General features: G+C 72.9%; 18 protein-coding genes and 2 pseudogenes. 11 read left to right on the plus strand and 9 right to left on the minus strand.

Annotated features, from left to right (window positions below; translation table 11 throughout):
* Positions 1–32 precede the first annotated feature (32 nt).
* The 5 genes and pseudogenes from ACZ4IF_RS34930 (at position 33) to ACZ4IF_RS34950 (ending at position 7,663) form a co-directional block, all read left to right on the plus strand.
* Positions 33–3,185, plus strand: coding sequence for a thioester reductase domain-containing protein (locus tag ACZ4IF_RS34930; RefSeq protein WP_467570264.1), 3,153 nt, complete (start codon positions 33–35; stop codon positions 3,183–3,185).
* A complete protein-coding gene (locus tag ACZ4IF_RS34935; RefSeq protein ID WP_467570267.1) occupies positions 3,182–4,318 on the plus strand; it encodes an alpha/beta hydrolase in 1,137 nt (378 codons plus the stop codon). Before ACZ4IF_RS34930 ends, ACZ4IF_RS34935 begins: the two co-directional genes overlap by 4 nt.
* Before the next feature lie 64 nt (positions 4,319–4,382).
* Positions 4,383–5,162: an alpha/beta fold hydrolase gene (locus tag ACZ4IF_RS34940; RefSeq protein WP_467570269.1), complete on the plus strand. Its 780-nt coding sequence runs from the start codon at positions 4,383–4,385 to the stop codon at positions 5,160–5,162.
* Between the two features lie 165 nt (positions 5,163–5,327).
* Entirely contained in the window at positions 5,328–5,801 is a 474-nt protein-coding gene (locus ACZ4IF_RS34945) for a MarR family winged helix-turn-helix transcriptional regulator (RefSeq protein WP_467570272.1), read from the plus strand.
* A 258-nt stretch (positions 5,802–6,059) separates the two neighbouring features.
* Positions 6,060–7,663 (plus strand): annotated as a pseudogene (locus ACZ4IF_RS34950) (MFS transporter).
* 38 nt (positions 7,664–7,701) lie between these two features.
* Here ACZ4IF_RS34950 and ACZ4IF_RS34955 read toward each other — a convergent pair.
* Complete coding sequence (locus ACZ4IF_RS34955; RefSeq protein ID WP_467570275.1) at positions 7,702–8,481, minus strand: DeoR/GlpR family DNA-binding transcription regulator; 780 nt, start codon at positions 8,479–8,481, stop codon at positions 7,702–7,704.
* A gap of 123 nt (positions 8,482–8,604) precedes the next feature.
* Between ACZ4IF_RS34955 and ACZ4IF_RS34960 the strand changes: the two genes are divergently transcribed.
* Positions 8,605–9,495, plus strand: a complete 891-nt coding sequence (locus ACZ4IF_RS34960; RefSeq protein WP_345657606.1) for an SIS domain-containing protein — start codon at positions 8,605–8,607, stop codon at positions 9,493–9,495.
* A gap of 33 nt (positions 9,496–9,528) precedes the next feature.
* Positions 9,529–10,380, plus strand: a complete 852-nt coding sequence (locus ACZ4IF_RS34965; RefSeq protein ID WP_467570278.1) for a class II fructose-bisphosphate aldolase — start codon at positions 9,529–9,531, stop codon at positions 10,378–10,380.
* Positions 10,381–10,382: 2 nt separating this feature from the next.
* Here ACZ4IF_RS34965 and ACZ4IF_RS34970 read toward each other — a convergent pair whose 3' ends face one another.
* Together ACZ4IF_RS34970 and ACZ4IF_RS34975 are read right to left on the minus strand one after the other, a co-directional pair.
* Positions 10,383–10,676 carry a hypothetical protein gene (locus ACZ4IF_RS34970; protein WP_467570562.1) on the minus strand — a complete coding sequence of 98 codons (294 nt, stop codon included), beginning with the start codon at positions 10,674–10,676 and terminating at the stop codon, positions 10,383–10,385.
* Positions 10,677–10,678: 2 nt separating this feature from the next.
* A complete protein-coding gene (locus tag ACZ4IF_RS34975; protein ID WP_467570280.1) occupies positions 10,679–11,512 on the minus strand; it encodes a phytanoyl-CoA dioxygenase family protein in 834 nt (277 codons plus the stop codon).
* 71 nt (positions 11,513–11,583) lie between these two features.
* Between ACZ4IF_RS34975 and ACZ4IF_RS34980 the strand changes: the two genes are divergently transcribed.
* Positions 11,584–12,357, plus strand: a complete 774-nt coding sequence (locus tag ACZ4IF_RS34980) for a helix-turn-helix domain-containing protein (protein ID WP_467570283.1) — start codon at positions 11,584–11,586, stop codon at positions 12,355–12,357.
* Here ACZ4IF_RS34980 and ACZ4IF_RS34985 read toward each other — a convergent pair.
* Positions 12,347–13,489, minus strand: coding sequence for a methyltransferase (locus ACZ4IF_RS34985; RefSeq protein WP_467570285.1), 1,143 nt, complete (start codon positions 13,487–13,489; stop codon positions 12,347–12,349). The two genes, ACZ4IF_RS34980 and ACZ4IF_RS34985, sit on opposite strands and share 11 nt — an antisense overlap.
* A gap of 65 nt (positions 13,490–13,554) precedes the next feature.
* Here ACZ4IF_RS34985 and ACZ4IF_RS34990 point away from each other — a divergent pair, with 65 nt between their 5' ends.
* Positions 13,555–14,265 carry an alpha-ketoglutarate-dependent dioxygenase AlkB family protein gene (locus ACZ4IF_RS34990; RefSeq protein ID WP_467570288.1) on the plus strand — a complete coding sequence of 237 codons (711 nt, stop codon included), beginning with the start codon at positions 13,555–13,557 and terminating at the stop codon, positions 14,263–14,265.
* A 13-nt stretch (positions 14,266–14,278) separates the two neighbouring features.
* Positions 14,279–15,520, plus strand: a complete 1,242-nt coding sequence (locus tag ACZ4IF_RS34995; RefSeq protein WP_467570291.1) for an ROK family protein — start codon at positions 14,279–14,281, stop codon at positions 15,518–15,520.
* Between the two features lie 24 nt (positions 15,521–15,544).
* On the opposite strand, the pseudogene ACZ4IF_RS35000 reads toward ACZ4IF_RS34995, so the two are convergent.
* Positions 15,545–15,733 (minus strand): annotated as a pseudogene (locus tag ACZ4IF_RS35000) (IS982 family transposase); the annotation flags it as partial.
* Positions 15,734–15,820: 87 nt separating this feature from the next.
* Positions 15,821–16,552, minus strand: a complete 732-nt coding sequence (locus ACZ4IF_RS35005) for an SDR family oxidoreductase (protein ID WP_467570294.1) — start codon at positions 16,550–16,552, stop codon at positions 15,821–15,823.
* Between the two features lie 95 nt (positions 16,553–16,647).
* Here ACZ4IF_RS35005 and ACZ4IF_RS35010 point away from each other — a divergent pair, with 95 nt between their 5' ends.
* The gene (locus tag ACZ4IF_RS35010; RefSeq protein ID WP_467570297.1) at positions 16,648–17,499 is read left to right on the plus strand and encodes a LysR family transcriptional regulator; all 852 of its coding nucleotides are present in this window, start codon (positions 16,648–16,650) and stop codon (positions 17,497–17,499) included.
* Positions 17,500–17,699: 200 nt separating this feature from the next.
* Here the strand turns inward: ACZ4IF_RS35010 and ACZ4IF_RS35015 are convergent, their stop codons facing one another.
* The 3 genes from ACZ4IF_RS35015 to ACZ4IF_RS35025 are packed head-to-tail and all read right to left on the minus strand — an operon-like array spanning position 17,700 to position 19,842.
* A complete protein-coding gene (locus ACZ4IF_RS35015; protein ID WP_467570300.1) occupies positions 17,700–18,629 on the minus strand; it encodes a phosphotriesterase family protein in 930 nt (309 codons plus the stop codon).
* On the minus strand, positions 18,626–19,210 hold the full coding sequence (locus tag ACZ4IF_RS35020) for a DUF4865 family protein (protein WP_467570303.1): 585 nt from the start codon (positions 19,208–19,210) through the stop codon (positions 18,626–18,628). The genes ACZ4IF_RS35015 and ACZ4IF_RS35020 overlap by 4 nt, the downstream gene beginning before the upstream one ends.
* Before the next feature lie 56 nt (positions 19,211–19,266).
* The gene (locus tag ACZ4IF_RS35025) at positions 19,267–19,842 is read right to left on the minus strand and encodes a TetR/AcrR family transcriptional regulator (protein ID WP_467570306.1); all 576 of its coding nucleotides are present in this window, start codon (positions 19,840–19,842) and stop codon (positions 19,267–19,269) included.
* Position 19,843 lies beyond the last annotated feature (1 nt).

Below are 19,843 nucleotides of genomic sequence, written 5' to 3' on the forward strand. Positions count from 1 at the left end.
GAACACGACCGTGTACACCGTGAAGGGTTCTCATGCCTGACGTGAACGACGACGCCCCGGCGCAGACCGGGCAGCGCGCGACCGCCGAGTCGATCGAGCGGGGCGGCGGAGGGCTCGACGTGGACGCCCTGCTGGCCAGGGTCCGATCGGCCACCACACCGCCGGGGACCGGCCGGCACGCTCCGACCGAAGCCGCGGTGACCGTGGGCGCACCCGCCCCCGAGAGCCGCGGCGACGGCGACACCGTCGGGGCGGCGGCGACCGCGGCACCGCCGGGGCAGGGGGCGCACTCCGGCTCCGGCGCGGGTGCCGGTGCGCTCGGCAGCGGTACGGCTTCCGGCGTCCGGAGCGAGGGGAGTTCACCCGGCACGGCCTCCGGCGGCAGCGTCGGCACGGCTTCGGGCGGCAGCGTCGGCACGGCTTCGGGCGGCAGCGTCGGCACGGCCTCCGGTGGCAGCGCCGGCACGGCCTCCGGTGGCAGCGCCGGCACAGCCTCCCGCAGGAGCACCGGTACGGCCTCCGGCGGTACCGATACGGAGTCGCCCGGCAGCGGCGGGGCATCGGGCCCGTTGCTGCGCCGAGCGGGCCGCGCCGACGCCCTGCGGGACGTGGACGCCCTGGCCGCCGCCATCGCCTCCGCCGCGGTTCCGTACGTGCCCGACGGGCATCTGCCGCTCGACGTCGACTTCTTCGACGCCGGGGGCAGTTCGGTGGGTGCCGTGGAACTCGTCGCGGAGCTGGAGCGGCTGCTCGGGACGGAGGTCGCTCTGGACGACGTGTTCGCCGACGCCCGTCCGCGCAGCCTGGCACGACGGTGGCTCTCGGCCACGGGTTACGGAACCGCCCTCGCGCCCTCTGCCGCGCCGGAAGCCCCCGTGACCGAGACGACACCGGCCGCGCAGTCCGCCCCGGTGGACGGCCGGGCGGCTGCCGGGGCCACCCGTTCCGCGGGTCCCGCGCGGGCTCGCCCCGCGCCGCCCGCGAACGCCGGGGCGGCTGCCGCGTCCACTCGACCCGTGACGTCCGCCGACGGTCGGGCCGTCCCCGTGACCACCCGCCCAGCGGCCTCCGCGGACGGGCGTACGGCTGCCACGACCACCGCCCCCGCGGCCCCCGGGGGCGTCACCGCCACCCTCACCACCTCTGAGGGCACCAGCCCGGCGACCTTCGAGGGCACCAGCCCGGAGACCTCCGAGTGCATCCGCCCGGCGACCTCCGCCGGCCCGCGCACCGAGCCCCCCGCACGTGCGCTCCCCGCCGTAGCCCCATGCCCTCTCCCCGTCCCGTCCCCGCGCACCCCGCCGTTCACGGCGGCCGCCCGCGAACCCGACGGCCGCGCCGCCGCGTTCGCGACGGCGCGCTCGGAGGATCTGGACCAGATCCTCGCCGACCTCGCTCTCGCGGACCGGCTCCCCTGGACCGGCGCCCCCGAACCGCTGCCGCCCCGGCGGGTCCTGCTGACCGGCGCCACCGGCTTCCTCGGCGGGCACATGCTGCTGGACCTGTTGCGGCACACCGACGCCCACGTCCACTGCCTGGTGCGCGCCGCGGACGAGGAGTCGGCCACCGCACGGCTCGGTGAGCAGCTCAGGAGCTACCGGCTTCCCTGGTCGTCGGAGGTCCGCCGCCGGGTGACGGTGCTGCCCGGCGACATCCGGAGCCCACGGCTCGGCCTGTCCGACGAGCTGTGGGACACCCTCGCCCATGAGCTGGACAGCGTCGTCGGTGTGGCGGCGGCCGTCGACTTCCTGCGCGGCTACCAGTCGCTGCGGCGCAGCAACGTCCTCGGCGCCCTGACCCTCGCCGAACTCGCCGCGACCGGACGGCCCAAACCGCTGCACCACATCTCCTCGATCGCCGTCTTCAACGAGGTCGGCATCGCCTCGATGGGCGAGGACGATCCCCTCGCCCGCATCGACCGTCTGGTCTCCGGATACGACCAGAGCAAGTGGGCGGCCGAGGTCGCGCTGCGCCGGGCCCGTGACCACGGCCTCGTGGTCACCGCACTGCGCCCGGGCGGCATCGGCGGTCACACCAGGACCGGTGCCTACAACCCTCAGGACCTCAGCAGCGGCCTCATCTCCGCCTTCGGCCGCTTCCGCACCGTGCCCGCCTTCCGGCACCTGAACGCGGCCCCGGTCGACTGGGTCAGCCGTGTCGCGGTCGCCGCCGTGTGCGACCCCGACGCCTGGGGTCACGACTACAACCTGACCGGTGTGCCCAACACCCTGGACGACGTCGTACGCGACATGGCCCTCGGCGGCATGCATGTGCGCGTGCAGGGCTGGGACGAGTGGCGCGCCGACACGCTGGCCCGCCTGGACGCCGAACCGGTGCCCGAACTCGCCTTCCTCGGACGCGTGCTGCGCAGTCCCACCGCCCTCAAGCTGTGCGAGGCGACCCTCACCGGACCGGCGGCCACCGACGACCGGACGACGGCGCTCGTCGAGACACTCGCACTGCCGGGGGCGGCTCGCTACGACGCGCGGGCCCAGCTCAGCACGTTCGAGCGGCTCGCCGAGGACGGTCTCGCCCGGCTGCCCGGCAAGGACGACCGGCCGTACCTCTGGTTCGCCGAGACGACGGACGGAAGCGTGGGTCCGGTCGGCGCGCAGCCCGAGGTTCCCTGCTCCATGGCGCTCACCCTGTCCATCGCGAGCATGTACCAGCTCGTGAAGGAGCGCCGGGTGGACGTCGCCGGAACGCTGACATGCACCGCCCTGCACCCCGAGCCGCTCACGGTCGACCACGGAGACCTCTGGGTACGCCCCGAGGAGGGCATTCCGCAGGAACACGGGATGCGCCACCAACTCCTCCGCTACAGGCTGTCGTTGCGGGACGCGGACGGCGGGAGCTGGTGGCTGGAGGGCCACAAGTACGCGCGGGCCCGCCGTGACGTCTGGCGGCAGGCCCGCGCGCTGACCGTCGAGATCGGCCGCGAGGGCGAACCGGCCATTCTGGCGGGCGAGATGGTCGTACCCGCCGACCGTTACGTGCGCGACCAGATCGACGGCATCAAGGTCGACCCGCGCCTGACCGGCCCGGAGAAGCGCGCCGCCAAACTCACCTGGCTCGCCTGGTTCGGCGCCGAAGTGGGCCGCGGACTGCTCGGCCCCTTCGCCCGCGCAGCCGCGGACCTCCTCGACCTGCGCCGCACCCCCACCCTCACGGAGCACAAGCGATGATCTTCAGGACGACCGGCTCACCGGCCCGGACCGCCCGGCGCGGGGCGAGGACCGCCACGGTCCCGCGTCCCCTGCGCCACCGCCTCGATCCGGCGGCCGTCGAGGAGATCCCGTTCCACGCGGGCGACGGCGTCCGGCTCGGCCTGACCCGCGTCGGCGAAGGGCCGGGCGAGGGCCCCGCGGTGCTGCTGCTGCACGGACACACCGCGTCCGCCGACATGTTCCTGCTGCCCGAGACCCGCAATCTGGTCGACGTCCTGCTCGACGACGGCTACGAGCCCTGGCTGCTCGACTGGCGGGGCAGCTGCCGGCTCCCGTACAACGAGACCGGCCGGAGGTACACGTACGACGACGTGGCCCTGTACGACATCCCCGAGGCCGTCGCGTACATCAGACAACGCATCGGGCGCCGGCCGCTGTTCGTGGTCGCCCACTGCATCGGCTCCCTCGCGCTGTCGCTGAGCATGACGGCGGGGCTCGTGCCGGGACTCGCGGGCGTGGTGTCGCAAGGCGTGTTCCTGACGCCGAAGCTCGCGGGGCGCACCTCGCTGCGCATGTCCGTGGCCGGGGAACTGCTGAAGGGGCGCATCGACCACATCCCGGTCGACTTCCGCACGGTCGGTCTGAGATCGAAGTACACGCCGCTGTTCGCGCTGGCCGGCCGGAAGGCGAGCTGCCCGGACCCCACCTGCCAGATCCTGCACAACTCCGCCTGGGGCACGGGCGCCTCGCTCTTCGTGCACGAGCACCTCTGCGAGACCACCCACCACCGGCTCGCTGAGCTGCTGGGTCCCGCCCCGCTGTGGATCCTGCCGCATCTGCGCCGGATCGAACTGGCCCGTACCGTGGTCCGCTGGCACGACACCGACCACCGCTACCGGGCCCTGCCGGCGAACGCGCTGGACGCGGCGGCCCGCATCGACACCCCCGTCCTGCTCCTCGCGGGCAGCGAGAACGGTCTGTGGCTGGACTCCCAGGAGCTCTGCCACGACGTCCTCGCCCGGCGGCAGCCCCAACTGGACGTGTCCTACACCGAGATCCCCGGCTACGGCCACCTGGACACGTTCCTCGGCCGGGGCGCCGCGCTCGACGTGTTCGGTCACATCCTCGACTTCCTCGGCGAACGCCGATGACGCCGGGCCCGGCCGACAGCTACCGTACTCGCCAGTAACCGGACCTCACTCCAGGAGGAGCCCCATGCCGCAGCTCGAAGTCGACGGCGCAGTCCTGACGTACGACGACGAGGGCCCGCGCGACGGTGACGGCGTGCCCCTGGTCTTCGTCCACGGCTGGACGGCGAACCGGCACCGCTGGGACCACCAGGTGGCGCACTTCTCCGACAGCCGCCGGGTGATCCGCCTCGACCTGCGCGGGCACGGGGAGAGCAGTGGGGCGGGGGTGCGGACGATCGCGGAGCTGGCCAAGGACGTGCTCGCGCTCCTCGACCATCTGAAGGTCGAGCGTTTCGTGCTGGTCGGTCACTCCATGGGCGGGATGATCTCGCAGAACATCGCCCTGTCCCATCCCGAGCGGGTGGAGCGCATGGTGCTGGTGAACTCGATCAGCCGGATGACCTACAGCCGGGGGAGGGGGCTGCTCATGGCGGCGTCCACCCTCGCCCCCTTCAAGCTGTTCATCGCGGCCAACATCCAGCGTGCCTTCGCACCGGGCTATCCGCGCGAGGAGATCCAGGAGTACGTCCGGGCCTCCGGCGACACTCCCCGCGAGGTGGTCATGACGCTCTACGGCGCCATGCGGGCCTTCGACGTCCTCGACCGGGTCGGTGAGATCCGCACCCCGACCCTGATGGTGCACGGGTACCACGACATCCAGCTGCCGGTGTCGCAGATGCTGCGGATGGCGAAGGCCTACCCGGACGCCGTGGTGCGGATCCTGGACGCGGGCCACGAACTGCCGGTCGAGAAGCCGGAGGAGCTGACGGCGGCGGTCGACGGATTCGTGACAGGCCGGGCGTGAGGCGGCGGGCCGCCGCGCATGTCCCGCGGCGGCCCGGGCTTTCCGTGCCGGGCCCTGCAGGCCGCGCCGGTCCCGGGTTCCCGTGACCTCCGTATCCCCGCGACGACTCCCGGCGGCCGAATCCGTATGTTGACATACCTATGAGTCGATACCTATCTTGAACGCGTGACCCCCTCCAGCGCGCCCGCACGGGACATCGACCGCACGGCCACCGGCCTCGCGGCGAGTCTCCCCGCGCTGCACCGGGCCCTGGACCGGCGGATCGCCGCCGAATACCCGCACCCCAAGCCCCCCGAGGGTCAGCTCGCCCTGCTGCGGTTCGTCTCCGAGCAGGAGGGCGCCACCGTGCGCGAGGCAGCCGAGGCGCTGTTGATGAAGCCGAACAACGTGAGCGCCCTGGTCACCCAGCTCACCGAGCAGGGCCTGCTGGAGCGCCGGCAGGGCAGTGCCGACAGGAGAGTCGCGCACCTCCACCTCACGCCCACCTCCCGGCAACGGCTCGCCGAGGTGCGGCACCTGGAGGCCGCCCACCTCCGCGAGGCCCTGCTGTCCCTCACCGAGGGCGAGTTGGACGCGCTCGGCTCCGCCGTGGGCGCGCTCTCGGCGCTGGCGCGACGCCTGCACCCCGCGGCCCGCTGACATCACCGCCGTCCCCGGCGGACGAGCCGGCCCGGCCGTGGGGCCGCCCATCCCGTACCCGTGGGCGGTTCCGTCGCGTCCCTGCCCAGGGGCGGTTCCCACGTGTCACGTGAGGTCCGACTCCGTGTCCCGCACCGGGACACGTACGCCGTCCACCGCGCGGCGGGGCGCAAGCCCGCCGGCGGCACCGGCGCGTCCGCGGAGCGCTTCCACGGGGCGTACTCCCGTTCATCCCCTCGACGCAGACAAGGTTCCGTCATGCCGTCCGCCTCCGTGGATCACCCCGCTCCCGTCACGCGAACCCCCGCACCGCCACCGGCGACCGGCCGCCGGGCCAACCCCTGGCTCACCCTGTGCGCGGTCGCCTTCGGCCTGTTCATGGTCCAGCTCGACGCGTCCGTCGTGGTCATCGCGAACCCCGAGATCGGCCGCCGACTCGACGCGTCCAGCGCCGACCTGCAGGGGGTGACCAACGCGTATCTGCTCGCCCTGGCCGCCAGCCTGATCCTCGGCGGCAAGCTCGGCGACCGGTTCGGACGGCGCACCTACTACCTCGTCGGCGTCGCCGGCTTCGCCCTCGCCGGATTCGCCCTCGCCTCGGTGGCGATCGGACTCGTCGGCTCGATCGGGGGCGTCATCGCCTTCCGCGCCCTGCAAGGTGTGTGCGGCGGCCTGCTGATGCCCAACACCCTCGGCCTGCTCCGCGCGGTGTTCCCGCCGCGGCGATTCGGCATGGCGGTGGGCATCTGGGCGATGGTCTCCGCGGTGTCCACGGCACACGGCCCCATCGTCGGGGGCCTGCTCGTCGAGAACGTCGGCTGGGAGTCCGTCTTCTGCATCAACGCGCCGATCGGCGTCGTCGCCCTGGTGTTCAGCGCCCTGGTGCTCCCGCAGAGCAGGAACGGCACCGGCCGGCACGCCTTCGACGTCGTCGGGGTCGCCCTGCTCGCCCTCGGTCTGCTCAGTCCGTGTTCGGTGTGGTCAAGGGGGAGACCTGGGGCTGGTCGTCGGCCGGCACCTGGGGCGCCATCGGCGCCGGCGTGGCGATCCTCGTCCTCTTCGGCCGGTATCAGACCTGCATCGAGCACTCGCTGCTCCCGATGCGCCTCTTCCGCAGCCGGGCCCTGACGACGGGCACCGTCGTCACCGCCCTGAACTTCTTCGTGCTGTTCGGCGTGATCTTCTTCGTGATGCTCTACCTGCAGAACGTACGCGGCTGCACACCCGTCGAATCCGGCGTCCGCACCTTGCCGCTCAGCCTGGCCTCCCTGATCGCCTCCCCGCTGGGAGCCGCGCTCACCGACCGCTTCGGAGCCCGCCTCACCATGCCGCTCGGCATGCTGCTCCAGTCCGCCGCCTGCTTCGGGATGCTGACCTGGCGGACCGATTCCCCGTACGCCACGATGTGGCCGCCGTTCGTCGCCCTGGGGCTGGGCGTCGGCATGGTGCTGGCCGCGTCCTCCGACGCCATCGTCGGCAACGCCCCGGTGCGGGACGGCGGTGTCGCGGGCGGACTGCAGGCAACGTCGCTCCAGATCGGCGGTGCGCTCGGCACGTCCGTACTGGTCTCGGTGATCAGCGCGAGGGTCGGCGCCACCCTCGGCACGGAACTGACCGGGGCGGGCGTGCCGCCGGCCCTGGCCGGGCAGCTCGACGGGGCCACGGACGCGGTGTCGATGGGCGTGGCTCCGGTCGGCGACGGGATGTCCGCGCGTCTCGCGGCGGCCGTGGCCGAGGGCAGCGGCAGGGCGTTCCGCAACGGCGTGCACTCGGCCTCGGTCCTCACCGGCGTGCTGTGCCTCGGAGGAGCCGTGCTCGCCGCCGCCGGGATCCCGCAGGGCGCGTCGGCCGAGTCCCGCTGAGCGAAGGGTGACGGTGCCTGCCCGCCGGGCGGGCACCGTCACACGGCGAAGACCGCCACCCCGGCATCCTCGAACAGCCGCACCGTCTCCTGCCGCACCGCGGAGTCCGTGACCAGCGTGTCCACCGAGCCCGCCGCGCAGATCCGCGCGAACGCCCGCTGGCCGAGTTTGCTGGAGTCGGCGGCGACGATCACGCGCTCGGCGCGCTCGCACAGGAGGCGGTTGATGGCGGCCTCCGCCTCGTCGTGGGCGGCGGCGCCGTGCGTGGCGTCGAAGGCGACCACGCCGAGGACGGCGACGTCGAGGGTGATCTGGCCCAGCACGCCGTCGGCGAGGGGGCCGATGAGCTCGTAGGACTGCGGACGGGCGACCCCGCCGGTCACCACGATCTTGAACTGGGGGCGCACGGCCAGTTCGTTGGCGATGTTCAGGGCGTTGGTGACGACGGTGAGCGCGGGGGACCCCGAGGCCAGATCCGGGCGCACGGCCAGGGCGCGGGCCACCTCGGTGGTCGTGGTCCCGCCGGTCAGGCCCACCGCCTCACCGGGGGAGACGAGTCCGGCCACGGCCGTGGCGATGCGCTGCTTCTCCGAGGCGTGGCGGGCGGTCTTGTAGCGCAGCGGCAGTTCGTACGAGACGCCGTGAACCACCGCTCCGCCCCGGGTGCGCACGAGCATCTGCTGCTCGGCGAGCTGGTCGAAGTCGCGCCGGATCGTCGCGGCCGACACCTCCAGCTGGGCCGCGGCCTCCTCGACATCCAACCGGCCCCGCTCCACGAGCAGTTCCAGCAGCGCCTTCCAGCGGGCGTCGCGCGACATCCGCACTCTCCGTTCCTCGTTCCTCCGTGACCCTAGCGCACCCCACTCCCACCATGGATGCTTGATTGTGCTCGAAACATCGCTATATCTTGCATGAACAAGCATCAGTGGGAGGGGTACGACATGACCCATGTCGAGCACGAGCTGACCAGCCAGCCCGAGTGCTGGATCCGCGCCGCGGAACAGGCCACCGCACACGGCGCGGCACTGCCGGCGGCGGGGGAGCGCGTCGCGATCGTGGGGTGCGGCACCTCCTTCTTCATGGCCCAGGCCGTGGCCGCACTGCGCGAACAGTCCGGCCAGGGCGAGACCGACGCCTTCGCCGCCTCGGAGTTCCCCGGGGCCCGCGCCTACGACCGAGTCGTCGCCCTCACTCGGTCGGGGACCACGACCGAGGTGCTGGAACTCCTCGCGCGGCTGCGCGGGAGCACGCGCACCACCGCCATCACCGCCGACCCGCGCACGCCCGTGATGGAGTCGGCGGACGACGTCGTCGTCCTCGACTTCGCCGACGAACGCTCCGTCGTCCAGACCCGGTTCGCGACCACCGCGCTCACCCTGCTGCGGGCCCACCTCGGCCTGCACACCGACGCCGTCGTCGCCGACGCACGCACCGCGCTTCGGACCCCGCTGCCAGCGGGGCTCGTCGACTGCACGCAGTTCACCTTCCTCGGCCGCGGCTGGACCGTCGGCCTCGCCAACGAGGCCGGCCTCAAGATGCGCGAGGCCTCCCTCGCGTGGACCGAGGCCTATCCCGCGATGGAGTACCGGCACGGCCCCATCAGCATCACCACCCGCGGCACCGCCACCTGGATGCTCGGCGACGCGCCGGACGGGCTCGCCGACCAGGTGCGCGAGACCGGCGGCCTGTGGGTGGACGGAGGCCTCGACCCGCTCGCCGAACTCGTCCGCGCGCAGCGGCTCGCCGTCGCCGTCGCCTCCGCCCGCGGCCTCGACCCCGACCGGCCGCGCCACCTCACCCGCTCCGTGATCCTCAGCCCGGCGAGTCACTGAACCGGCCCGACCGCCGGCAGCAAAGGAGGAGTTGTGCCACTAGCCGCAACCGGTGAACTGGTCGCCGAGGCCGCCGCGGCACGGACCGCCGTCGCCGCGTTCAACGTCATCACCCTGGAGCACGTCGAGGCCGTCGTCGCGGGCGCCGAGTCCGCCGGCTCGCCCGTCGTCCTCCAGGTCAGCGAGAACGCGGTCAAGTTCCGTTACGGAAGGCTGCTCCCACTGGCCCGGGCCGCGTCAGCGGCGGCCGAACGGGCCTCGGTGCCCGTCGCGTTGCACCTCGACCACGTCCAGAGCGACGACCTGCTGCGGCAGGCACCCGGAGCCGGATTCAGCTCCGTGATGTACGACGCCGCGCGCCTGCCCTACGACGAGAACCTCACCGCGACCCGGGCCGCCGCCGACTGGGCCCACGCCCGAGGCCTGTGGATCGAGGCGGAGCTGGGCGAGGTCGGCGGCAAGAACGGCGAACCCGCGCTGGACGCGCACGCCCCGGGCGCCCGGACCGATCCCGCCGAGGCCCGTGCCTTCGTGGCCGATTCCGGTGTGGACGCACTGGCCGTCGCGATCGGCAGTTCGCACGCCATGACCACGCGCACCGCGGCCCTCGACCACGACCTGCTCAAACGGCTGGCCGCGACGCTCGGTGTGCCGCTCGTCCTGCACGGCTCGTCCGGCGTGCCGGACGACGAGCTCCGCGCCGCCGTCGCGGGCGGCATCACCAAGGTCAACGTCGGGACCGCCCTGAACCTCGCGATGACGGGCGCCGTCCGCGAGTTCCTCGCCGCCCACCCCGAGGCCGTGGACTCGCGGAAGTACCTCAGCGTGGGGCGGGAGGCGATGGCCCGGACGGTCGCGCGGCTCATCGGCGTCCTACGGGCCTGACGTCACACGGGGCCGCCGCCCGAACCGGCGCCGGCCTCGACGAGCTTCTCGAAGAAGAACTCGTGCTTGAGGAACGACACGTCGTACTCGTGCCCTGGATACGGCGGGAGCAGCTGCGCCGCCTGGAACAGCCGCCAGCCGTCCTCCAGGGCGTGCACACCCGACTTGTAGGGCGGTTCGTCGCCGTCCCCGGTCGTGGGCGAGGTACGGCCCGTCCCGTCGTAGGCCGACCAGCCCACCACCTCGGAATCGAGCGCCGAGGTGGCGAGGTACAGCACCAGAACTTGCTGACGGATACTCATACGGCTTCCTCCTGAGGGCGGTTGGAGACCCGGGTCACCCAGTGGTCCAGGTCGTAGGAGTCGTCCCCGGTCAGCGAGCGCCACAGCAGGACGCGGTTGTAGACCTCCAGCCGGCCGGTCGCCGGCTCGTACCAGGGGAACGTCGTGGCGAGTTCCTCCGCCACCCGGGGGTCCCCGAGGTCCGAGGTGTCCCACAGCCGCCGCTGACGTACGGACGGATTGAAGCGGATCTTGAACATGTAGCGCGCCGTGTCGCTGTCGTTGCGCCGCCCGCCGTGCCACAGCCCATGGTGCAGAAACACCACGGTGCCCGCCGGGCAGACGAGCCGGCTCTGCCCGCGCAGATTCTGGTAGCGCCCGGTGTCCGACTCGTTCGTGCGGCGCAGATGACTGCCCGGGACGCTGAGGGTGCCGCCCATGTCGAGTGTGACGTCCTGGGGGTAGTACATCAACTGGACGTCGAACGCGCCGGTGCGTACGTCGATGATCGCGTCACCGTGCAACGGCTGCGCCTGCCCCTCGCGCGGCTCGCGGATGTGCACGGCATGATGGTCGACGGACGGGCCCGGGCCGACGAGACTCCGCAACGCACCGGCGACGACCGGTAGTTCCACGAGTCGGCGGACGAACGACCCCTCCGGGTAGGCGTCCGCGACGGGTGTGCCGTACGGCACGTCGGGAAGTCCCCGGCGCAGCACCTCCGTCCCTTCGGTGTTCATCTCGGCCGGGACCACGGCGTCCAGTCGCAAGGAGCCGTGGGCCACGAAGTGCGCCATCGCGACCGAACTGAGAAGGGTGCTGCCTGTCGATTGCTCCCACGTGGTGGTCATGAGCGCCAACGTAGGACCGCGGCTGTCCTCGGCGCGTTGGCCCCATTCACCACTGCTGGTAATTTCTCACCATGCGGGAGACGCAGCTGTACCTCGGGGAGCCGCCCGCCGTCGTCAACGCGGGTGTCGGCGTGCACGGGGTCGCGAGTCCCACGGACGTCTTCCGGCTGCCCGAGCTGTGGCAGCTGCACCTGTACCAGTACGACGCCGAACTGACCGTCGACGGCACCGCACACCTCGTCCGCCCCGGCCGGGTGAGCCTCGTACCGCCCGGCGCCACCGTCCGCTACCGCTACCAGGGCCGCTCCGAACACCTCTACGCCCATCTGCGCATCGCACCCCGCGGCCCTTCGCGCACGCTCCCCGTCGTGCAGGACACCGGGGCCGAACTCCCCGCGCTCTCCCAGCTGATGCGGCACGCGATCGCGGCGGCCCCCGGCGCGCCCGAGCGCACCCGGGCCGAGATCTGGACCGCGCTGTGGCGCATCGCCGACCTCACCCCGCGCGCCGCCGCCGAGGCAGGCCCGCACCCCGCGGTGGGCACGGCGATCGCCCACATCGAGGCCCACCTCGCCGCCCCGCTCACCATCCCCCGGATCGCCCGGGCCGCCGGGGTGTCCCACAACCACCTCACCCGGCTCTTCCGCGCCGAGACGGGCACCACGGTCGTGGCGTACATCCGTCGCCGCCGGCTGGAACGCGCCCATCACCTGCTGCGCGCCTCGACCCTGTCCGTCCCGGCCGTGGCCGCCTCCGTCGGCATCCCCGACCTGCAGGCCTTCAACAAGGCGTGCCGCCGCGAACTGGGCGCCTCCCCGCGCGCGCTGCGCGGGACTACTTCCTGACGGCCCTCAGGATCACGAACTTCGCGTCACCGGCCACGAGTTCACTGTTGCCGAACAGCCGGCGCAGCTTCAGGTGGTAGCCGAGGTGGCGGTTGCCGATCACCCACAGCTCACCACCCGGCCGCAGTGCCCGCCGGGCCCCCGTGAACATCCGCCACGCGGTGGTGTCCGTCGTCGCCATGTGCGAGTGGAACGGCGGGTTGTTCAGGACGAGGTCGACGCTTCCGGCGGGGACGTCCGCCAGACCGTCACCCACCAGGAACTCGGCCCTCCCGTCGGCGTTCGCCCGGTAGGTCGCCTCCGCGGACGCCACCGCCTGGTACGACTCGTCCACGAACAGCACCTCGGCCTCGGGGTTGGCCAGAGCGACCGCCGTGCCGAGCACGCCGTTTCCACAGCCCAGATCCGCGACCCGCTCGGGCCCGCGGCTGCGCGGCAGGTGCTGGAGGAAGAACCGGGTGCCCACGTCGAGCCGGTCGGCGCAGAAGACACCCGCGTGATTGACGACGGTGCGGCCCGAGACCGGTCCGACGCCGTCGGGGAGCCGGTAGCTGTACGGCCACGGGTTGGCTTCCCGCGCGATGCCCGGATACGGGGTGCAGAAGATCAGCCGGGCCTTCTTCTCCGCGAGCGACGTGCGGGTCGGACCGATGATCCGCTCGAACAGGTGCAGCGTCGAGGTGTGGATCTCCTTGACCATCCCGGTGCCGACGACGACCGTGCCCTCGTGCACGCCGGGTGCCAGCCGGTGCAGCTGGTCCTCCAGGAGGGCGAGGCTCTTCGGCACCCGGACCAGCAGTACGTCGATCCGCCCGGGCGGGGCGTCCTGCGTGGTGAGGAGCCGTACACCGGCCTCCTCGGCACCGGCACGCGCCAGATTCGCCCGTGTCGCCTCCTGCCCGAGGAACGAGTCGGTGATCTGCGTCGGCCGGTGCGCCGAAAGCGCGGTGGTGAGCGCGCCCCACCGGTCGCCGACGACCACGACCGACCCCGTCAGCGGGGTCCCGCTCTCGGCGAGGTGTCGCAGCAGATACGTGTCGGCGGCGTCCCAGGCACGCAGCCGGTCGCGGGGGTCCTCGGGGAAGCGGGCCAGCGCGTACTCGCCCCACGGAGTGGTCATACGGTCGTTCATGGTGCGTCAAGGCTAACGGAGCCGCAGCTCCGTACCCGTCCGCCGGGTGCGTGATGATGGGGTTCATGGACAGCGAGCTGTTTCCGCGCGCCCGCACGGAGATCGCGCCGGGCGCGGTGCACGTCCCGGACTGGCTCGACGCGGACCGCCAGCGGCAGCTCCTGGAGGCCTGTCGCGCATGGGCCCGCCCACCGGCAGGGCTGCGCACCGTCCGCACCCCCGGCGGCGGCGCCATGACCGCCCGGCAGGTCTGCCTCGGCTGGCACTGGTACCCGTACGGGTACGCCCGTACCGTCGTCGACGGTGACGGATCTCCGGTCAAGCCCCTCCCGCAGTGGCTGGCCGCACTCGGCCGTGACGCCGTCCACGCGGCTCTGGGGCCGGAAGCCGCCACGACAGCGCCCTACGACATCGCCCTGATCAACTTCTACGACGCCGACGCCCGCATGGGCATGCACCGCGACAGCGACGAGAAGTCGGACGCCCCCGTGGTGTCCCTGAGCCTCGGCGACACCTGCGTCTTCCGCTTCGGGAACACCACGTCGAGGGCCCGCCCGTACCGCGACGTGGACCTGCGCAGCGGCGACCTCTTCGTGTTCGGCGGGGCGTCGCGGCTCGCGTACCACGGAGTGCCGCGGGTGCACGCGGGCACCGCGCCGCCGGAGTTGGGGCTGACCGGACGCCTCAACGTCACCCTCAGGGTCAGTGGATTCCGGTCGCCGGACCGCCCGCGACCGCCCGGCGACCGCACGGGCGACCGAACGAGCGGATCATGACAGACTCGCCCTCATGAACGGCAAGGCGGGCCCCCGGGCGACGGGGGAAGGGAACACGCGGACGCGGCTGGACCGGGGGCGCGGGGCGCTCGGGCCGGCGCTGGAGCTCGTGCACACCGGGCGTGCGCCGACGCGAGCCGTGCTCACCGCCGAGCTGGGCGTCACCCGGGCGACCGCGGGTGCGGTCGCCGCGGAGCTGGAGGCACTCGGGCTGATCCGGGTCGACGCGCGCCCCGGGGCGGCCGCGGGTTCGCAGGGGCGGCCCTCGCACCGACTGGCGGTCGCCGAGGACGGACCCGTCGCGCTGGCGGCGCAGGTGCACGCCGACGGCTTCCGTGCCGCGCTCGTCGGCCTGGGCGGCCGGATCGTGGCGACAGCGCCCGGCTGCGAGGCCGTCGACGCCGACCCGGCGAAGGTCCTCGGCTCGGTCGTCGAGGCGGGCGCGGAGCTGCTGCGCCGGACGGGGCGGCGCTGCGTGGGTGCCGGACTCGCCGTGCCGTCCGCCGTCGCCGAACCTGACGGGCTCGCCCTCAACCCCCTGCACCTCGCCTGGCCCGCCGGCTCCCCGGTGCGCCGGATCTTCGCGGAACAGGTGCGCGCCGCGGGCATCCAGGGGCCCGCGTTCGCCGCCAACGACGTGAACCTCGCCGCCCTCGCCGAGCACCGGCACGGCGCGGGCCGAGGCTCCCGCGACCTGCTGTGCGTGGCCACCGGCCACCGGGGTGTCGGCGGCGCCCTGGTGCTCGACGGGCGGCTGCACACCGGCAGTTCGGGCCTCGCCCTGGAGGTCGGCCACCTCACGGTGAACCCCGAGGGACGCCCCTGCCACTGCGGCAGCCGCGGCTGCCTCGACGTCGAGGCGGACCCGTTGGCCTTCCTCACGGCGGCGGGCCGCGAACCCGGCCCCGAGGTGTCACTGCTCCAGCAGGCGAACGACCTGATCCGCGACGAGTCCGCCGATCCCGGCGTCCGTACGGCCGTCGAGGCGCTGATCGACCGGCTGGGTCTCGGACTCGCCGGTCTCGTCAACATCCTGAACCCGGACCGCATCATCCTCGGCGGACTGCACCGGACCCTGCTCGACGCCGACCCGGACCGGCTGCGCGCCGTCGTCGCCGACCGCAGTCTGTGGGGCCAGAGCGGAGGCGTACCCATCCTCGCCTGCACCCTCGACCACAACAGCCTGGTGGGCGCGGCCGAGTTGGCCTGGCAGCCGGTGCTCGACGACCCGCCCGCCGCCCTGGCGGGGGTCTAGATGAATGATGCGAAGGGTCAGTGGTATCCAGCGGCGTTCGGAGGTGAAGCCGAGCAGGGCCTGCATCTCCGCGAGGGTGACCGGCTCGGCATCCGTGAGCCGGGGCGGGATCCCGACGACGGGGCGCCCCGCCGCCAGGTACGGCGATTCCTTCAGCAGGTCGCCGGTCTTCACGTAGAGCGCGGTCGCGAGGGAGTCCAGGTCCGGCGTCACAACCGACCTGGCAGGGACGGCCACCACGGCTCTGTTCGTGCGCAGGCGCGGCGGTACCAGCCTGGCGGGTGATGGCCGCCGTGCCCATCACCAGGGCACTACGCCGGCGTCGTCGAAGAACTGTCCGGTGGGGCCGTCGTCGGGCAGGGTGGCAAGTCTGATGGCGATCGCCGCGCCCTGTTCGGGGGTGCGCATGCCGCGGAAGCCGTTGAGGTCGGTGGCGACGTAGCCGGGGCAGCCGGTGTTGATCAGGATGTTCGTGCCGCTCAGCTCCCGGGCGTATTGGAGGGTGACGGCGTTCAGGAACGTCTTCGACGGCGCGTACGCCGCGGACACCGGACCTGCCGTCTGTTCGGCGGCGGGTCCTGACTGCCGGGTGAGGGAGCCGACGCTGCTGGACATGTTGACGATCCGTGGTGCGGCGGAGCGGCGCAGCAGCGGCAGCATCGCGTTGGTGACGCGGATGACGCCGATCACGTTGGTGTCCACGACCGTTCGGATGGTGGCGGGGTCGATCCGGGTGGGCTCCTGTGGCATGTCGCCTGCGATGGCGGCGTTGTTGACGAGCACGTCGAGGCGTCCGACCCGTTCGTCGATCAGCCGTGCGGCGGCGGTCGCGCTCGCCTCGTCGGTCACGTCCAGCGGTACGGCGAACGCGTCGATGCCGGCGGCGCGCAGTTTCTCCACCGCGACGCTTCGGCGCTGCTCGTCGCGGGCGCCGACGCCGACGCTCCAGCCGAGGGTGCCCAGGCCTGCGGCGATCTCGTAGCCGATTCCCTTGTTCGCGCCGGTGACCAGCGCGATCGTCCGTTCAGTCATGGGGACGATGCTGCCTTCGGGCCTCGGCCGGGGTCCAAGACCGATCGGGTGCGCGACGATACCGTCAGGGTATCGATCCGGGATAGCGTGGCCGAATGGAGACCCGGGAACTGCGGTATTTCGTCGCTGTCGCTGAAGAGCTGCACTTCGGGCGTGCCGCGCAGCGGCTCGGGATCGCGCAGCCGCCTCTGTCACGGGCGATCCAGCGGCTCGAACGCCGGCTCGGGGCCGTGCTGTTGGATCGGACCAGTCGCACTGTCACGCTGACCGCGGCCGGCTCGGTGCTGTTGGTCGAGGGCCGGGCGGCTCTCGACGCGGTCGAGGCCGCCGAGCGTCGGACGCGCCGCGCCGCCCTTTCCGTGACCGGCAGCCCCGGCCTGGTCCTGGTCACGAAGGCCAGCGCGTCCAGGGAACTGCTGGCGAGACTGCTCGACGCGTACGCCGCCGAACCCGGCGCGGTCCCCGTCGACGTCATCCTGTGCGGTCCGGCCGAGCAGGAACGACTCCTGCGCGAGGGCCGGGCCGACGTGGCGCTGCTGCACCGGCCGTTCGACTCGACGGCCGGATTCCACACCGAAGAGCTCAGCACGGAGAGTCAGGTTGTGGTCCTGCCGTCCGGGCATCCGCTCACCGCCCGGGCCCATGTGTACATGGCCGACATCACCGGGCTGCCGGGCCTGCCCCTCCCACGCTGGCCCGACCCCGACGGCACCTACCCGCCCGGCCCCGGCCCACAGGTCCGCGACCATGCGCAGTTGTTGCAGCTCGTCGCGCTCGGCCGTGCCTGTGCGGTCTCACCGGAGTCGTGCCGAGCCCAACTGCACGGTGACCTCGCCGCCGTGCCCGTGCTGGACGCGCCGACAGTCACCACCGTGATCGCCTGGCCACCGCACAGCCGGTCCAGAGCCGTCGCCGACTTCATCCGGACTGCGACACGTCTCCAGTAGCTCCCACCCGCCCGGCCGGGCTCCACCCGTCGCGGCCCGGCTCGGGCGGCAGATCGCGGTGGGTGCACGCGGCTGGTGTCAGCCTGCGCGACCAGGTGACATCTGTCTCGACCACTCACACCTTCGCATCATTCATCCAGGTGAAGTGACCCGCGCGGCGGCCGCGGGTGTGACGGTGCCCTCCCCCGAGAGAGGGCACCTCACCACGCGGTCGCGAACGCCCGCGCGGGGTTCTCGGTGAGGATACGGTCCACCAGGTCCCTGCCGACGGCGAGTTCGAGCCGCGGACGCACCCGCCGCAGCAGATACGGCATGCCCGGACCCCCGTCGACCGAGCGTGCCGCGGCGGTCGTCGTGTCCCCGCCGAGCAGCAGCCGGTGGCCGAAGCCGGCGTCGGCGAGGGCCCGCACGGCGTCCGGCATGCGCCAGTCGGTGGCGTGATGGGTACGGGAGGGGCCGTCGAAGGCGAGGAAGGCTCCCGACCCGGCGGCCTCGCGCTGCACCACGAAGTCCGGTGAACGATTGAGGTGGCCCAGCACCACCCGGTCCGGCGGCACCCCCAACTCGCCGCACAGCAGGTCGAGTACGTCGAGGGCCCCGGTGCCCAGCTCCAGGTGGACGGCGATCGGCGCACCCGTCGCGTGGTGGGCCTCGGCCGCCGCGCTCATCGTCCAGCGGGCGTGCGCGTCCACGGCGTGGAAACCGCCCGCGACCTTGATCAGACCGGCCCGCACCCCGGATGTGCCGATGCCCGAGGTGAGTTCGGCGACGAACACCTCGGCCAGCCTCCCGCGCAGCCCGGCGAGCAACTCCGGCCCGTAGTGCACCGCTTGGTGGAGCCCGGTCGCCGCCACCACATGGACACCGGTGTCGCGGGCGACCAGCGGCAGGTCCGCGGCGCGCCGCCCGAGACCGTACGGCGTCCACTGCACCACGGCGGCGCCACCCCGGTCGCGGAACGCGGCCAGCTCGGCGCGGGCGGCCGACGCGTCGTTCAACTCCTGGCCGGGGAGCTGCGGGCTGGCGAAGAAGAGGTGGTCGTGGGCGTCGCACACCCCGAGGTCCTCGGGACGCACGTCACCGAGGACCGTGCGCACCGTCGCGGCGGCCGTGGCGGGAGGCAGGCTCACCACTGTCGTCCGCGCGGCAGCCGGTCACGCCCCGGCGCCGACATGTGCAGCACCTGGAAGACGTCGCCCGTGACCTTGGGGGAGTCGTGGTCCCACAACGAGAAGTGGACGAGTTGCCAGTGCCGCGGGTCGACGGCCGCGGCGGCGCAGACCGCCCCGTCCAGCGCGGCGGTCCGCCCGGCCTCGCGCACCGCCTCCTCCATGGTCTCGGACAGCTCCGCTCCCGGCTCCAGGTGCTCCCTCCGGCGCACCGCGACCCGGGCGGGCGAGCCGGCGGCGCCGCCCTCCTCGTACGCCAGACCGGTCCAGTGCTGGACCGCGGGCCGGCCGAAGTCGTCGACGAGCCCCTGGAACGCGCCGCCCCAGAGGAACCGGTTCATGCCTTCGTCGGTGTTCCACAGGTAGAAGGGCGCGTACTGGTTCACCGGCGAGCCGTCCACCCCGCGCTCGCGGATCAGATACGTCTTGAAGCCGAGTCCGTCCCAGTCGTCCAGCAGGTGCCCGACCCTGGCGACACGGTCGCGGATGATGCCCATGTCGTAGTCGGCGGGGAAGGTCAGCTCGTACTGCATGGCGTGCATGCGATGCCCCTTCGGGGAGAGGTGTCGGGTCCGGGGGAGAGCGTCCCCGCGCGGTGTCAGCGCAGCGGGGTGAGCAGGGCGAGCAGTCCTCTCACCGCCGTGTCGAAAGCGGCGGGCGATCCGGACGCGCGCGCCAGCACATAGCCGCCCTGGACGGTCGCGAGGATCGTCGCGGCGATCTCCTCCGCGTCGAGCGTCGGCGCGAACTGGCCCTGCTCCTTGCCCTCTTCGACGATCCCGGCCAGGCGCTCGCGCAGCCGGTCGAGGGTCTCGTCGACGGGCGCCCGCAGTTCGTCGCTCGCGATCACCTCCGGATCCATCGTCAGCCGCCCGACGGGGCAGCCGCGCAGCACGTCGCGCTCGCGGCGCAGATACGCCTCGATGCGCTCGTACGGTGACCCCGGCGCGCTCAGCACGGCCTCCGCGCCCGCCCGCATCTCCTCGGCGGTGCGCCGGATCGCGGCGAGGGCCAGATCGGGCTTGCCCTTGAAGTGGTGGTACATGCTTCCCTGGCCGGCACCCGCGCGCTCCAGGATGGCCTTGGGGCTCGTGCCCACATAACCGCGCTCCCACAGCAGCTCGCGAGTGGACTCGATCAGTCGCTCCTGGGTGCTCATGAGCTCACTGTACATA

The organism is Streptomyces sp. NPDC025784, from assembly GCF_055558435.1.

What these genes read in the sequence shown, in the direction of transcription:
- ACZ4IF_RS34930 (WP_467570264.1), top strand. Translation starts at nt 33, where the DNA reads ATGCCTGACGTGAACGACGACGCCCCGGCGCAGACCGGGCAGCGCGCG.
- ACZ4IF_RS34935 (WP_467570267.1), top strand. Translation starts at nt 3,182, where the DNA reads ATGATCTTCAGGACGACCGGCTCACCGGCCCGGACCGCCCGGCGCGGG.
- ACZ4IF_RS34940 (WP_467570269.1), top strand. Translation starts at nt 4,383, where the DNA reads ATGCCGCAGCTCGAAGTCGACGGCGCAGTCCTGACGTACGACGACGAG.
- ACZ4IF_RS34955 (WP_467570275.1), bottom strand. Translation starts at nt 8,481, where the DNA reads ATGTCGCGCGACGCCCGCTGGAAGGCGCTGCTGGAACTGCTCGTGGAG.
- ACZ4IF_RS34960 (WP_345657606.1), top strand. Translation starts at nt 8,605, where the DNA reads ATGACCCATGTCGAGCACGAGCTGACCAGCCAGCCCGAGTGCTGGATC.
- ACZ4IF_RS34975 (WP_467570280.1), bottom strand. Translation starts at nt 11,512, where the DNA reads ATGACCACCACGTGGGAGCAATCGACAGGCAGCACCCTTCTCAGTTCG.
- ACZ4IF_RS34980 (WP_467570283.1), top strand. Translation starts at nt 11,584, where the DNA reads ATGCGGGAGACGCAGCTGTACCTCGGGGAGCCGCCCGCCGTCGTCAAC.
- ACZ4IF_RS34985 (WP_467570285.1), bottom strand. Translation starts at nt 13,489, where the DNA reads ATGAACGACCGTATGACCACTCCGTGGGGCGAGTACGCGCTGGCCCGC.
- ACZ4IF_RS34990 (WP_467570288.1), top strand. Translation starts at nt 13,555, where the DNA reads ATGGACAGCGAGCTGTTTCCGCGCGCCCGCACGGAGATCGCGCCGGGC.
- ACZ4IF_RS34995 (WP_467570291.1), top strand. Translation starts at nt 14,279, where the DNA reads ATGAACGGCAAGGCGGGCCCCCGGGCGACGGGGGAAGGGAACACGCGG.
- ACZ4IF_RS35005 (WP_467570294.1), bottom strand. Translation starts at nt 16,552, where the DNA reads ATGACTGAACGGACGATCGCGCTGGTCACCGGCGCGAACAAGGGAATC.
- ACZ4IF_RS35010 (WP_467570297.1), top strand. Translation starts at nt 16,648, where the DNA reads ATGGAGACCCGGGAACTGCGGTATTTCGTCGCTGTCGCTGAAGAGCTG.
- ACZ4IF_RS35020 (WP_467570303.1), bottom strand. Translation starts at nt 19,210, where the DNA reads ATGCACGCCATGCAGTACGAGCTGACCTTCCCCGCCGACTACGACATG.
- ACZ4IF_RS35025 (WP_467570306.1), bottom strand. Translation starts at nt 19,842, where the DNA reads ATGTACAGTGAGCTCATGAGCACCCAGGAGCGACTGATCGAGTCCACT.